We start from the raw sequence: 12917 nt of genomic DNA, 5'->3' as shown, positions 1-12917 counted from the left end.
GAATGAATCCGAAGCGAGGCTTTGCCAGCGACAACAACGCGGGGATCCACCCGACGATCCTCGAGGCCATTGCCCGAGCCAACGTGGGCCACGCCCTGGCCTACGGCGGCGACCCGTGGACCGAGCGCGCGGTGGCGAAATTCCGTGAGCACCTGGGCTCGCACGTGGACGTGCACTTCGTCTTCAACGGTACGGGCGCCAACGTGCTGGGCCTGAGCGCGCTCCTGCGGCCGTACCACGCCGTGCTCTGCTCCGAGACAGCGCACATCAACGTGGACGAGTGCGGCGCCCCGGAGAAGGCCACCGGCTGCAAGCTGGTGGACATCCCCACCCCGGACGGCAAGCTGACTCCGGCGCTGGTGGAGCCACGCATCCGCGGCCTGGGAGACCAGCACCACGTGCAGCCCCGCGTCATCTCCATCTCCCAGTCCACGGAGCTGGGCACCATCTACACGCCCGAGGAGATCCGCGCGCTCGCGGACCTGGCGCACCGCCATGGCCTGTACCTGCACATGGATGGCGCCCGCATCTCCAACGCCGCCGCCGCGCTCGGCGTCCCGCTGCGCGCCATCACCACCGACTGCGGCGTGGACATCCTCTCGTTCGGCGGCACCAAGATCGGCCTGATGATGGGCGAGGCCGTGGTCGTCTTCGATCCCAAGCTGGCGCCGGATTTCAGGTTCCTCCGCAAGCAGGGCATGCAGCTCTCCTCGAAGATGCGCTTCGTGTCCGCCCAGTTCGAGGCGCTGCTCACCGATGACCTCTGGCTGAAGAGCGCGCGCCACGCCAACGCCATGGCGGCGCTGCTTGCCCGGGAAGTCTCTTCCCTGCCCAAGGTGCGAATCACCCGGCCCACCCAGGCCAACGGAGTCTTCGCGTCCCTGCCCAAGGAGCTCATCCCTCGGATGCAGGAGCACACCTTCTTCTACGTCTGGGACGAGTCCATCTCCGAGGTGCGCTGGATGACGTCCTTCGACACCACCGAGGAGGACGTGCGCAGCTTCGCCACGAGGCTGCGCGAGCTCGTGGGCGGTTGAGCCTCAGCTCAGGGCGCCAGCACTCCCCGGCGGTAGAAGCTCTCCCGATTGCCGGGGAGGTCCTCCTCCCAGAGGACATGCACCTCGGCGGCCCTGCCCGAGGAGATGATGACCGGCGAGGTGGACTTCCCGGGAGACTGACTCAGGTTCTGCGTCTCCTCGAAGCTCGCCCCCCGGTCAGCGCTGGAGCGATAGAAGATGTCGCCCCCGCCCTCAGAGCGGTCACGCCAGACGATGCGGACGAAGCCGCTCGACGTAGAGAGCGCGTACTGCGACGACTTGCCCGGTGTCTGGCTCAAGTTCCTGGGCGCCTCGAAGGTGCCACCTGTATCGATGCTCCGCGTGAAGAAGATGTCCGTGCTGCCCGCCACCTTCTCCTTCCAAAGGACGTAGACGAACGCGTCTTTCACCTCGAGCAGCGGATCGAGCGAGGCCACGGCGTTGTTGCTGAGGTTCAGGATGGGCTCGAAGCTGGCGCCGCGCGTGATGCTCCGGCGGAAGGCAATCTCACTGGCGCAGCCGCTGCCCTCCCGCCAGACGACGTACACCCCCGTCCCTTGCGCCACCAGACTCGCGTCCTCGGAGGCGGCGCTCCCCTCATCCAGCACCTGCGTGGGCGTGAACGAGCGCCCCTCGTCCATGCTCTGGCGGAAGAACACCTGGGAACCATCGTCCCAGACGGCGTAGACAGAGTCGCCCTCCGCGGCGAGAGACAGATCGCTCCCCTTCGCCTGCTCGCTGAGCTCGATGGGCGCCTCGAAGGTGTCGCCGAAGTCGTGGCTCGCCCGGAAGAAGAGGTCGCTTCCTCGCTCCGAGCCGCGCCAGCCCACGTAGACGTTCCCACCCATGGCGACAATCCGAGGCGCCGTGCCGCGTGCGCTCAGCACCTGGATGGGGCCGAAGGTCACCCCGAAGTCGTGGCTCGCCCGGAGGCGGATGCCCTCCTCGGCCCAGACGACGTAGATATCGCCCTCAATCCGCGCCACCTGGACGTCCGAGGCGCGCGCGTGGCTGTCGCTCAGCTTCTGGGCCGCACTGTAGGTCAGCCCCCGATCCGCGCTCTGCCGGAAGTAGACGTCCCCGTAACCCGTCTTCATGTCGATCCACGCGGCGAAGACATGGTTGCCCACCACCGCCACCGCAGGTTCACGAGAATTGGCCCGCGTCTCACTGAAGTTCCCGGCAGTCTCGAACACCTCACGGGCGTACCCGGCCTGGGGCGCCAGCAGCACCCATACCCACAACCACCTGAAAGCCCCCATTGAGTCCCCCCCTCACTTGCTCTTGGGACAGGCAGGGTCAACTTCGCTATGCGAGCCCCCAGGCTGAATCGCACGGTGGACCAGATGTGCCGTCGAATGGACAACCGGCACACGGGCTCGGGGGCCCAGAGGACTACCAATAGCGACGCGGCGGCGGAGGGGGTGGGGCCTGCACAACCACCGGTTCGAGCATGCCGCACTCCAGCAGCCGCTCGACCGCGGCCTTGACCTCCCTCGGGCTGGCACAGTCATCGAGGTTACGGGTCACCTCGGAGATCGTCCGCTCCCCCACCCCGAACTCCACGAGGAAGAGCCCATCCTCGGAGGTCAGCCCGCGAGGCCCGCTCCATTCACCCCGGGCCGCGTCGAACTGCGCACGCCCCATGCCCGCCCGAGACCTCTCGACGAGGAGGGTATAGGCCGACACGGCCTCGTTGCCCTTCGTGGAGAGCCGGAACTTCTGCCCACGCCCGAAGCGGACCTTCTCTGAATTCTCGATCTTCATCACACGGCCTCCGCAGCCAGAGGCCGGCCCATCCGTTTGAGCCAACGCACGTGGCTCCCCAGCGCCGCGCGCACATTGTCCTGGGTGCGGTAGCGCACGCCGTGCTCCAGACAGGTCTTCTCGATGATCCGCGAGAGCGCCGGGTAGTGCAGGTGGCAGACCCGCGGGAACAGGTGGTGCACCACCTGGAAGTTGAGCCCACCGAGGTACCAATCTAGAAACTTCGCCTTCGTCGCCAGCGCCAACGTCCACCCGCTCTCGCGCCCCCCGATGGGTCTTCGGCCCGGCGGGGTAGATCCCCGCGCGGCCCTGCCCCAGCTCGGCAAGCCCTCCTTCGTAACATGTGCGGACCGTCGCGGGTGACCTGAATCCAGAAGCGTTCGTTCTCCAGCTAAGCCACCTCGGCCAGCAAGTCAGCGGCAGTGACGCGATCCGCCGCGGCCCCGCCAAAGTAACGCATCAACCCGACCTCCTCGTACCTCGGAAGGATGCGAGGGCTCATCAGGCCGATCTCCCGCAGGTTGGGCACCAGCCTCGAGAACATGGTGTGGCGGAAGTTCTCCAGCCCCGGGGCCACGGACACGAAGCCACGCCACTGGGCACGGGACAGGCGCCCCGCGAACCACTCGTCATACACCTCGTAGGCGATGAAACGGTCGCGCATGAGCAGGGCGATCTCGAAGGCCCAGTCCTCGCGCTCCTGGCGCTCGCGCTCGGACAGGTGGCAGGTGAACTGCTCGCGCAGGGCAAGCACGCCATAGTGCACATGGCGCGCCTCGTCCTGGATGACGCGGGAGAGCAGCTCGCGCAACAAGGGCTCTCGGGTCTGCCGATAGAGCGTTCCGAAGGCTCCGAGCGCCAGGCCTTCCACCATGATCTGCATGCCGAGGAACTTCATGTCCCAGCGGCCATCGCTCATCAGCGCGTCGATGATGACAAAGAGGTTGTCGTTGATCTGATAGAGCTTGTTCAGCTTCTGGTCGAGGTAGCGGTGGAAGACCTCGACGTGGCGGCCCTCGTCCATGACCTGGGTGGAGCCGTAGAGCTTGCCATCGAAGAACTGCACGGCCTCGGTCACCTGGGCGGCGGCGAAGAGGGCGCCCTGCTCACCATGGAGGAATTGGGAGAGCATCCAGGCGGCGAGGTCCGCGGTGAAGCGCCGCTTCTCCCGTGCATCCAGCCGGATGCCGAGCACCTCCAGGGCCTCGAAATTGACAAAGGACTCGGGCAGGAGCGGCACCTCGGGGTTGAACGGATCCACGGAGAGGTTCCACGGCAGATCGGCCCCGTCCCATTGGCCGCGCTTGGCGCGCTGGTAGAGCTCGGCCATCTCCGGCTGATCGGCGGGATAGCTCCAGTCGAAGTGGGCGTGGTGGCGCGAGGCGATGCGGGTGGGGACTCCCTGTTTGCCACGGAGCAGCAGAAGCCCGCGCACGGCCGAGGGCAGCAGCGCACCCAGCACTCGGGGATCTCTCATCTCCGCCACCATGCCGAGTGCTTCCAGATAGGGATCCAACCGGGCCCGGGCCTTGGGGGGCAGGAACGTCAACAGCTGCTTCATCGCGACACCTCCACCGTGATTGGAGACAGCGGCCGCGCCACACACGCGAGTACCTGCCTGCTGGCGCGCTCCTCGAGGGAGAGACAATTCGGCTCCTCCAGGTGGACCTCACCCGAGAGCAGCGAGAGCCGGCACGTCCCGCAGCCGCCCACGGCGCAGGAGTACGGCAGGGGCAGTCCCGCGGCGAGCCCGGCCTCCAGCACCGTGGCGCCCGGCGCGGCCATCAGCCGGTGGGACACCCCGCCCAGGCGCACTTCCACGGGCTGAGCGCCAGACAGGGTCTCGGACGGATCCGCGATCCGCGAGGGGGACCCGGCGCTCCGGACGGAGGACGCCGGAGCCCTGCCCGCGCGGCGCACGAGTGGTGGAGGGGTCCGCCCCGCGAGCCCGTCCCTCACCATGGAGAGATCGCGCCGGAGCTGGTCGAGGAAGCGTTTCACCCTCCCAGGCGTAGTGAGCCGCTCGACAACGCGTCAAGCGTCCCCCTCCCCTCACGTCGGCCCGAAGACGTTGAGCGGGGCAATCACTCCGGCGGACAGCCGTAGAACCGGATGCGCCGCCTCGAGCGGCCGCTCTCCTGGAGCCCAAGCACCATGTCCAAGCCCCTGCTGTCCGCCCTCGCCATCCTCTCGCTGCTCGCCGTGCCCGCCGCCTACGCGGGAGATGACGCCAAGAAGGAAGAGAAGGCCAAGGACGAGAAGTGCACCATCAGCGTCAAGAAGGGGGACCTGGTCTCCCAGGGCAAGGACCTGGTCGTCGAGGGCAAGGGCGCGGTCCGGGACGCGGTAGCCATCGACGGCAACGTGATCGTCCGCGCGGGTACCACGGTGAATGACGTGGCGGCGCTCCGGGGCAAGGTGACGGTGGAGGCCGGCGCCCGGGTGTCCGGGGACGTCTCGGCCATCGGCGGGGACGTCTACATCCAGAAGGGCGCCACCATCGCGGGGGATGTGAACGCCATCGGCGGATCGATTCACGCCGACGAGGGGGCCACCATCGCCGGCGAGAAGAACCAGCTCTCCATCAACATCAACGGAGAGGAGTTCTTCCAGAAGCTCATCGGTAAAGCCCTCAGCGGCAAGGGGAGCCGCAACTGCGAGCTTCGCATTACCGAGGAGTAACAGCCCGCTCATGCTCGGAGGGCGCCCCGCCCTCGACGCCCGTGAGCGGCATCATCGTGGCCCGGAGCGCGAGGATCTGCTCCCGGGCCATGTCCTTGAGCCGATCCACATCCGCGAGCGTCATGCCCTTGGTGGAGATGGGCGTTCCCACCGTCACCAGAGCGCGCGAGGTAGCAAAACGCCACGAGTGCTTGGGCAGCGCCCGGCGCGTCCCGCTCACCGCCACGGGCAGAATGTCCGCGCCCGCCTCGATGGCCAGCCGGAAGGCGCCGTCCTTGAAGGGCAGCAGATCCTCCGTCTTCGAGCGCGTGCCCTCGGGGAAGATCATCACCGGCATGCCCTTGTCCAGCCAGCGAGCGCAGGTGGCCATGGCGGCCGAAGCGGAGTCCTTCTCGCCGCGGCGCACGGGGATGTCCCCAGCCAGCCACATGCTCCAGCCCACCACGGGAATCTTGAAGAGCGAGGCCTTGCCCAGCCACTTCATCTCCCAGGGCAGGAAGGAGATGAGGAACGGATCCGCGTTGGACTCGTGGTTGCTCACCACCACGGTGCGGCCCGCGGGGGGCACCGGCTTGCCGTACACGCCAAACTTCCAGAAGGGGTTGAGCCTGGCCGCGGTGACACCGATGAGCCGGAAGGCACGGCCCGTAATCACCTTGCGCTTGTCGAAGGGCCAGGTGATGACCATCGGAGCCTGCAGGCAGAAGCCCGTCAGGGCCACCAGGCCGGTTTCCAGCCACGCATACATGGAGAGCAGTGCGTTCATGAAGTCTCCCGGCCTATCAGCGGCGGACCTTGGGGTCCAGATCCACGCTTACCGGGCAGTGGTCGGAACCGAGGACATGGGGGTGAATGGCGGCGCGTTTCACGTAGGGCATGGCCCCGGGTGAGGCCAGCACGTAGTCCAGGCGCCAGCCCACGTTGCGCTCGCGAACCCCGAAGCGCTGGCTCCACCAGCTGTAGTGCCCCGTCCCCTTCTCGAAGTGACGGAAGGTGTCCAGCCAGCCGGCGCGGATCCACCGGTCGAACTCCTCGCGCTCCTCGGCGAGGAAGCCACTCGTCTCCCGGTTGTCCTTGGGGCGCGCCAGATCGATCTCTTGATGCGCTGTGTTGAAGTCCCCCATGACCAGGATGCGCTCGCCGTCGCGCAGGCCCTTCTCCAGCCGTTTGAAGAGGCGCCGGTAGAAGGCCAGCTTGAAGGGCACGCGGCTGTTGTCCCGCTCCTTGCCGTTGCCATTGGGGAAGTAGCAGTTGACCACCGTGAGGCTGCCGAACCGGGCCACCTGCAACCGGCCCTCGGCGTCCATCTCCTTCACGCCCAGCACCGTCTCCACCTCATCCGGCGGCTTGCGGGCGAAGAGGCCCACCCCGCTATAGCCAGGGCGCTCGGCGGCGACGAAGTGGGAGGTACGCCACCCCTTGGGGGCGCGCACCTCCTCTGGGAGCTGGTCCTCGCGGGCGCGCACCTCTTGCACGCCCACCACGTCGGCCTTCTCGGCCGCCAACCAGTCCAGGAAGCCCTTCTTGTGGACCGACCTCAGCCCGTTCACGTTCCAGGAGACAATCCGCACACCCCGTTCATTGCCCGAGCGGCGCGCGCTTTTCCAGTCCCTCCGTGTGTCTCCCCGCTCCCTCTGGGAGCGAGCGGGGGTCACAGGGGGAGCCTACCTCTTGGGACTCAGGAGGTCGGGAAGGGATTGCGCTCGGTGAACTGCTTCTGGTGCCAGTAGGGGTAGACCGAGGGCGTGGCGCTGGCCGCGTCGAGCTTCGCCACCTGCGCCGGGGTGAGGTTCCAGCCGATAGCCCCCAGGTTCTGGCGCAGCTGCGCCTCATTGCGCGCGCCGACGATGACATTGGCGACCGTGGGACGCTGCAGCAGCCAGTTCAGGGCGATCTGCGGCACCGTCTTGCCAGTCTCCTTCGCCACCTCATCCAGGGCATCCACGACCTTGTAGAGGTGCTCCTCCGGCACCTGCGGACCGCCCGCGGCCGTCATGGCGTTCTGCAGCCGCGTTCCCTCCGGCAGGGGCTGGCCGCGCCGGAGCTTGCCCGTGAGCCGTCCCCACCCGAGCGGGCTCCAGACGACGGCGCTGACCTTCTGGTCGTGCCCCAGCGGCATCAGCTCCCACTCGTACTCGCGCCCGACGAGCGAGTAGTACGCCTGGTGGGCCACGTAGCGAGCCAGGTTGTATCGCTCCGACACGGCCAGCGACTTCATGAGGTGCCAACCCGAGAAGTTCGAGCAGCCGATGTAGCGAATCTTCCCGCTGCGCACGAGATCATCGAGCGCGTTGAGCGTCTCCTCGACGGGCGTGACGGCATCGAAACCATGGAGCTGGAAGAGATCGATGTAGTCAGTGCCCAGGCGGCGCAGGCTGCCTTCCACGGAGCGGATGAGGTGGTAGCGCGACGAGCCCACGTCGTTGGGGCTGGAGCCCGCGCGGAAGGTGGCCTTGGTGGAGATGATCGCCCGCTCGCGCCGGCCCTTGAGCGCCTGGCCCAGGATCTCCTCGGCCACGCCACCGGAGTAGATGTCGGCCGAGTCGAACATGTTCATCCCGGCATCGAGCGCGATGTCGACGAGCCGGGTGGCCTCCTTCACGTCGCTCTCGCCAAAGCCTTTGAAGAACTCGTTGGTGCCACCGAACGTCCCGGTGCCCAGACTGAGCACGGGGACCTTGAAGCCTGAGCTGCCAAGTTGCCGAAATTCCATGGTGTCGACCTTCCCATCCAGACGAGCGCGCCGACGGGCGCGGAGACGCGCGATCTAACGAATCGAGGATGAGGCCGCAGCACGAAGTGAAGGCTCCGAGCCTCGAGCCACCCGCTGCCGGAAGTCCCGGGGGCGCTCGCCGGTGAAGGCGTGAAAGGCATGGGTGAACGAGGCAAGGCTCTCGAAGCCCACCGCGTAGGCCGTCTGCGTCACCCGGGCCCCCTCCTCCGCGAGCAGCTCCATGGCGCGCAGCATCCGCGCGTCGTGGAGGAACCTCCGCCACGTCGTCTGGGCTTCTTCCTCGAAACGCCGCGAGAGCGTCCTCCCAGACAACCGCGCAGCGCGTGCCGCGTCTTCGAAGGAGATGGGCTCGCCCAGGTGATTCAACGTGAAGGCCATGGCCCGCTCCAGCTCCGGCGTCCGGGCCCGTGGCAGCCGCCATTCCTGGGCCCCCGAGGCCCACTCGGACAACAGCAGCGCCAGCGTCCCGAAGAAGCCATCCGCCAGGGCATCCCTGGGCGGACGCTCCGGACCCCAGCGGGTGGAGTAGAGGAGCATCTCCCGCGCGAGCGGCTCGATGGTAAACACCCGGCACTCCCCCTCGGGAGGCACGCGCACCAACTTCGGCTCCAGGTACACCGTGCGCAGGCTCACCGGCTGGGAGACACGAATCCGATGCCGGGTCCCGGAGCGCAGCCACGCCGCGCGCTGGGGAGGAAGCAACCACTGCTCCCGCTCCACCTCCAGGTGAATCACTCCCTGCGACGAGTACAGGAGTTGGTGCTTGCGGTGGGAGTGCCACGCCGAGGTGAAGGGCAACAACTCATCGGCGAGACAGAAGGCCGGCGCCTCCACCGCGTCCACATCCACCAGGGGTTTCGGCACGCCGCGTCCTCCCGCTCAGGCCTCCATACTGACGTCCGGCCGCGCATTGCGCCAACTGTGATAAATCGCACCTGCATGAGCGTCTTCCCAAGGAATGTGTTCACCGCGCTGCCCGCGTGGGTGCTGCTGGTGCTGTGCGCGGGTTGTCCTGGAACCGAGCTCGAGTGCAAGCCGGGCTACCACGTAGAAGGTGGGGCATGCGTGCCGGATGTCACGACACCGCCGCCTCCGCCTCCCAACCCGTGCGAGCCCAATCCCTGCACCGCGCCGAACAAGACAGTCTGCTCGGTGTCGAGCGGACAGGCAGTCTGCGCATGCAATTCCGGGTACTTCCCCGTCGGTGACACCTGCGAGCAGGATCCGCCGCCCGACTGCGCGCGCCGGCACTCCCAGGGTGACGCCTTCGAGCCCGACGAGTGCCCGTCGCTCGCGCGCCCGGTGGACACCCTGAGCGCCTGGGAATCGCACACGATAAGCGCCCCTTCGGACGAGGACTGGTTCCGCCTGTCCGCCACCAGCGGCAACATCTACGAGGTGGTCGCCATCGGCGGCTCGGAGCTGCGGCTGCGAGTGGACCTGTATGGCGCGGATGGCACCACCGTGCTCGCCTCGGAGACCGGTTCGGAGCTGGAGATGGGCCTGGCGTACAAGGCTCGCACCACTGGGAACCTCTTTGCCCGCATCGTCTCGGCGAATCGCTCCACGGTGGGCCCCTACGAGGTCTCCTTCAATCACCTGGGCACGGACGACCTCGCGGACGAGCCCGCCCAGGCCACCACGGTGATGACTCCCGCGCAGACGCCTGGCTCCGGCATGCTGCAGTTCAACGGGGACGTGGACGTGGTGCGGATGAAGCTGGAGGGAAGTGGCCGCACCTACCGCATCGAGGCGTCATGGGCCGCCACCCCCACCACCGCCTTGCTGCGGCTGGAGCTGCTCGGCACGGATGGGACGGCCGTGCTGGCCTCCAGCGAGTCCGCCACCACGGCGAGCTTCATCTACCGTGTCGCCACCGCGGGTGAGTACTTCCTGCGCCTGAGTGAGCGCACCGGCAAGCGGCGCGAGAGCTACAGCTACACGCTCACGGACCTGGGGATCGACGCGGATGCGAACACGCCCGCGCAGGCCACTCCGGCCACCCCGAGCACGACGCCCACCAGCAGCACGCTCGACTACCCGGGAGACCTGGACGTGTTCTCGTTCCAGGCCCAGGCGGGCCACATCTACCAGTTCACCTGTGATGCCACCGTCCCCAGCATGCCCGCCCACTTCACCTGCGACGTGGCCTTCGTGGACGCCCAGGGCTCGGTGCTGAAGCGCGGCTCCACGACTCTCGCCGGTACCCAGGCGGTGGCTGCCGAGTTCGACACGGCAAGCACCGTCTACGTGCGGATCACCACCACGGGGGCCTTCACCGACGGCGGCTACAAGTGGCTCCTCACGGACCTGGGCGTGGATGACTACGGCGACATATTGGCCACGGCCACTCCGGTCACTGTCCCGACTGACACCCAGACGGACGGAAAATTCGAGATCACCGAGGACGTGGACATGCTGTCGTTCCAGGCGCAGGCGGGCCACATCTACGAGTTCACGTGCGCCCCCACCAACGTCACCTGCAACGCGAGCATTCTGGATGCCACGGGCTCGGCGGTGCGCTCCTCCTCGTCTACGACCACCAGCAGCGCGGTCGTGCAATACAAGCTCGGTACGACGGGCACCTATTACGTGAGGCTCCTGCCGGTCTCCCCCAAGAACATCACCACCACCTACAAGTGGACCCTGAAGGACCTGGGCGTGGACGACCACGGCGACACGTTGCCCACGGCCACGGCCGTCACCCCCTCCACCACCCCGACCGCCGGTAAGGTGGACTTCCCCGGGGACGAGGACTGGTTCTCCTTCCAGGCCCAGGCGACCCAAACGCTCACCTTCACCTGTGACGCCGCCAGCAATTTCAATTGCAACCTGTACCTGATGAACGCCGGAGGAAGTCTGCTGACGTCGGACGCCACGAGCGCCCAGAACGCCCAGATCACCTACCGGTTCACCTCGGCGGGCACGTACTACATGCGGCTCGCATCCGGGGACAACAAGGCCTCCCCCTACACCTGGCAGCTCATCGATCAGGGCTTGGATGACCACGGAGACACCGACACCAACGGCACGGCGCTCGTCCTCGGCGCCGCCACCTCCGGCAAGCTGCAGGTCCCCACCGACGTGGACTACTTCACCGTGTCACTGGCCGCGAACACCACGTACACCGCGACACTGTCCCCGAGCAACGGCGTCATGTTCACCGTCTACGGAACCAACAAGGCCAGCGTCCTCGCCAGCGGCACGGGCACGAAGTCCTTCAACAGCGGCACCGCCGCGGGCACCTTCTACGTCAAGGTGGCGTACCAGTCTCAGCAGGCCACCGTCACCCCGTACACGATCACCGTGGCGAAGTAGCGGAACGGGGGCTCGGCCACCACGGCCGAGCCCCTCTGCGTTACAGGAAGAGCGTGGGGTCGAACTCGTCCACACGCACCGGGAGCAGGCGCGGGAGCGGCCTCTGGAACACCTTGGCATTCAGCTCGAGATCGAGGATCTCCAGCCCGGCCGGGACGAGCTCACGGAAGCGCTGGCTCATGTACTCGCGCAGACCCAGGATGGCGACTTGCCGCTTCTCCTCGAGCAGCAGGCGCAGGGCATCCGCGAAATCCGTCCCATCGTGGCTGGCGAGCGCCACCGCGGCCTTGGGGCGCTGGGTGCGGATGGCCTCCAGGAGCTTGAGGATGCCCAGGTCCACCACCTTCTGGTCAGGCCGTCCATGGAGGAGCACCACGTCGCAGCCGGCGGTCTTCAGGGCGCGCACGAAGCCGATCATCACGTCCGGCAGTTGCTCACCCCGAGCGTTCAGCACCACGATGCAGCGCACGGGTTTAGGGAAGTGCTCTTCACAGAAGGCCACCAGTCGATCGAACTGCACACGATCCTGGGGCTCGGGCTTGCGTCCCACGACGTTGGACACGGCCCAGTCGACGTTCTCGGCGTCGATGATGACGTAGGAGGCTGCGGGAGGACGTGAGGAAACCATGGCGAGGAGGATACTCCGACTCCACGCCATGGGAGGACGTTACCTGCCGAGCCTCAGCGCTTGACGGCGTACTGCAGGAGCACGACGCCGTTGCGGTACACCTTGGTCGAGAGCAGCTCGAGGTCAGCCTTCCGAGCCAGGTGCGGCGCGAGCGTCTTGCCCGACCCGAGCAGCACCGGGTTCAGCTTGATGATGACCTCGTCGATGAGGCCCGCGTCGAAGAGGGTCGTTGCCAGGGGCCCGCCGCCGCACAGGTAGATGTCCTTGGGAACGCTCATCTTGGCCGCGCGCACGGCACGGCTCATGTCAACCTGCGTGCCGGGACGCGACTTCAGCTCCCGCACGAAGGCGACGGGATCCTCTCGGACGAGGTGCACGCGCGGATCCGGACTCTCCTTCATGGTGCGCGAGAAGACGTAGGTCTCCAAGGAGGGGTACGGGTCCGTGATCCCCACCTTCGGCGCGGGCTCGTAGGTACCGCGGCCCATCACCACCGTGTCGTACTCCGACAGCAACGAGTGGAAATAGTCCATCACGTGATCGGGCGAGATGTCCGAGGGGAAGAAGTCGACCGAGTCGTCCTCGCGAGCGATGAAGCCGTCGAGGGTCGTTGCGACGTGGTACTTGAGCTTGCGCATCTGGGATTGCATAGGAGCTCCGATGGCGTGAGTTGTGGTTCTCCGTCGCGCACGGGTGCGCTTCGCACGGGGACGCGCGACGGCAAGAGGTGGCGGGTCCGCGGACCTGGAGC

14 protein-coding genes are annotated in these 12917 nt (G+C 67.2%); 3 read left to right on the top strand and 11 right to left on the bottom strand.

Annotated elements, in window-relative coordinates; translation table 11 throughout:
* Window positions 1-2 precede the first annotated feature (2 nt).
* The gene (locus OV287_RS26140) at window positions 3-1037 is read left to right on the top strand and encodes a threonine aldolase family protein (protein WP_267536761.1); all 1035 of its coding nucleotides are present in this window, start codon (window positions 3-5) and stop codon (window positions 1035-1037) included.
* Window positions 1038-1045: 8 nt separating this feature from the next.
* Here the strand turns inward: OV287_RS26140 and OV287_RS26135 are convergent, their stop codons facing one another.
* From OV287_RS26135 to OV287_RS26115, 5 genes are all read right to left on the bottom strand, one after another.
* Complete coding sequence (locus tag OV287_RS26135) at window positions 1046-2299, bottom strand: sialidase family protein (RefSeq protein ID WP_267536760.1); 1254 nt, start codon at window positions 2297-2299, stop codon at window positions 1046-1048.
* 133 nt (window positions 2300-2432) lie between these two features.
* Window positions 2433-2804, bottom strand: a complete 372-nt coding sequence (locus OV287_RS26130; RefSeq protein WP_267536759.1) for a hypothetical protein — start codon at window positions 2802-2804, stop codon at window positions 2433-2435.
* Window positions 2804-3049, bottom strand: coding sequence for a fatty acid desaturase (locus OV287_RS26125; protein WP_267536758.1), 246 nt, complete (start codon window positions 3047-3049; stop codon window positions 2804-2806). The genes OV287_RS26130 and OV287_RS26125 overlap by 1 nt, the downstream gene beginning before the upstream one ends.
* A 146-nt stretch (window positions 3050-3195) precedes the next feature.
* Window positions 3196-4365 (bottom strand): ferritin-like domain-containing protein, encoded by a 1170-nt coding sequence (locus OV287_RS26120; RefSeq protein ID WP_267536757.1) that lies wholly within the window; start codon window positions 4363-4365, stop codon window positions 3196-3198.
* Window positions 4362-4805, bottom strand: coding sequence for a 2Fe-2S iron-sulfur cluster-binding protein (locus OV287_RS26115; RefSeq protein ID WP_267536756.1), 444 nt, complete (start codon window positions 4803-4805; stop codon window positions 4362-4364). Before OV287_RS26115 ends, OV287_RS26120 begins: the two co-directional genes overlap by 4 nt.
* A 153-nt stretch (window positions 4806-4958) precedes the next feature.
* Between OV287_RS26115 and OV287_RS26110 the strand changes: the two genes are divergently transcribed.
* A complete protein-coding gene (locus tag OV287_RS26110) occupies window positions 4959-5486 on the top strand; it encodes a polymer-forming cytoskeletal protein (RefSeq protein ID WP_267536755.1) in 528 nt (175 codons plus the stop codon).
* Here OV287_RS26110 and OV287_RS26105 read toward each other — a convergent pair.
* The 4 genes from OV287_RS26105 to OV287_RS26090 all read right to left on the bottom strand — a co-directional run bounded on the left by OV287_RS26105 (window position 5473) and on the right by OV287_RS26090 (window position 9084).
* Window positions 5473-6252: a lysophospholipid acyltransferase family protein gene (locus OV287_RS26105; RefSeq protein WP_267536754.1), complete on the bottom strand. Its 780-nt coding sequence runs from the start codon at window positions 6250-6252 to the stop codon at window positions 5473-5475. The genes OV287_RS26110 and OV287_RS26105 overlap by 14 nt on opposite strands.
* A 16-nt stretch (window positions 6253-6268) precedes the next feature.
* Complete coding sequence (locus OV287_RS26100) at window positions 6269-7057, bottom strand: exodeoxyribonuclease III (protein WP_267536753.1); 789 nt, start codon at window positions 7055-7057, stop codon at window positions 6269-6271.
* Between the two features lie 107 nt (window positions 7058-7164).
* Window positions 7165-8199, bottom strand: a complete 1035-nt coding sequence (locus OV287_RS26095; protein ID WP_267536752.1) for an aldo/keto reductase — start codon at window positions 8197-8199, stop codon at window positions 7165-7167.
* Between the two features lie 54 nt (window positions 8200-8253).
* Window positions 8254-9084, bottom strand: a complete 831-nt coding sequence (locus OV287_RS26090; RefSeq protein WP_267536751.1) for an AraC family transcriptional regulator — start codon at window positions 9082-9084, stop codon at window positions 8254-8256.
* Between the two features lie 75 nt (window positions 9085-9159).
* Here OV287_RS26090 and OV287_RS26085 point away from each other — a divergent pair, with 75 nt between their 5' ends.
* On the top strand, window positions 9160-11538 hold the full coding sequence (locus tag OV287_RS26085; RefSeq protein ID WP_267536750.1) for a PPC domain-containing protein: 2379 nt from the start codon (window positions 9160-9162) through the stop codon (window positions 11536-11538).
* 40 nt (window positions 11539-11578) lie between these two features.
* Here OV287_RS26085 and OV287_RS26080 read toward each other — a convergent pair whose 3' ends face one another.
* Together OV287_RS26080 and OV287_RS26075 are read right to left on the bottom strand one after the other, a co-directional pair.
* The gene (locus OV287_RS26080) at window positions 11579-12166 is read right to left on the bottom strand and encodes an NYN domain-containing protein (RefSeq protein ID WP_267536749.1); all 588 of its coding nucleotides are present in this window, start codon (window positions 12164-12166) and stop codon (window positions 11579-11581) included.
* Between the two features lie 53 nt (window positions 12167-12219).
* Complete coding sequence (locus OV287_RS26075) at window positions 12220-12816, bottom strand: dihydrofolate reductase family protein (protein ID WP_267536748.1); 597 nt, start codon at window positions 12814-12816, stop codon at window positions 12220-12222.
* Window positions 12817-12917: the final 101 nt, after the last annotated feature.

Origin of the sequence: Archangium lansingense (genome assembly GCF_026626635.1) — a bacterium.
Classification (GTDB): Bacteria; Myxococcota; Myxococcia; order Myxococcales; family Myxococcaceae; genus Archangium; species Archangium lansingense.
The sequence above is the reverse complement of the archived record's forward strand: the minus strand, read 5'-3'. Positions and strand labels throughout refer to the sequence as shown.

What these genes read in the sequence shown, in the direction of transcription:
- OV287_RS26075 (WP_267536748.1), bottom strand. Translation starts at nt 12,816, where the DNA reads ATGCAATCCCAGATGCGCAAGCTCAAGTACCACGTCGCAACGACCCTC.
- OV287_RS26120 (WP_267536757.1), bottom strand. Translation starts at nt 4,365, where the DNA reads ATGAAGCAGCTGTTGACGTTCCTGCCCCCCAAGGCCCGGGCCCGGTTG.
- OV287_RS26085 (WP_267536750.1), top strand. Translation starts at nt 9,160, where the DNA reads ATGAGCGTCTTCCCAAGGAATGTGTTCACCGCGCTGCCCGCGTGGGTG.
- OV287_RS26105 (WP_267536754.1), bottom strand. Translation starts at nt 6,252, where the DNA reads ATGAACGCACTGCTCTCCATGTATGCGTGGCTGGAAACCGGCCTGGTG.
- OV287_RS26140 (WP_267536761.1), top strand. Translation starts at nt 3, where the DNA reads ATGAATCCGAAGCGAGGCTTTGCCAGCGACAACAACGCGGGGATCCAC.
- OV287_RS26110 (WP_267536755.1), top strand. Translation starts at nt 4,959, where the DNA reads ATGTCCAAGCCCCTGCTGTCCGCCCTCGCCATCCTCTCGCTGCTCGCC.
- OV287_RS26135 (WP_267536760.1), bottom strand. Translation starts at nt 2,299, where the DNA reads ATGGGGGCTTTCAGGTGGTTGTGGGTATGGGTGCTGCTGGCGCCCCAG.
- OV287_RS26080 (WP_267536749.1), bottom strand. Translation starts at nt 12,166, where the DNA reads ATGGTTTCCTCACGTCCTCCCGCAGCCTCCTACGTCATCATCGACGCC.
- OV287_RS26130 (WP_267536759.1), bottom strand. Translation starts at nt 2,804, where the DNA reads ATGAAGATCGAGAATTCAGAGAAGGTCCGCTTCGGGCGTGGGCAGAAG.
- OV287_RS26095 (WP_267536752.1), bottom strand. Translation starts at nt 8,199, where the DNA reads ATGGAATTTCGGCAACTTGGCAGCTCAGGCTTCAAGGTCCCCGTGCTC.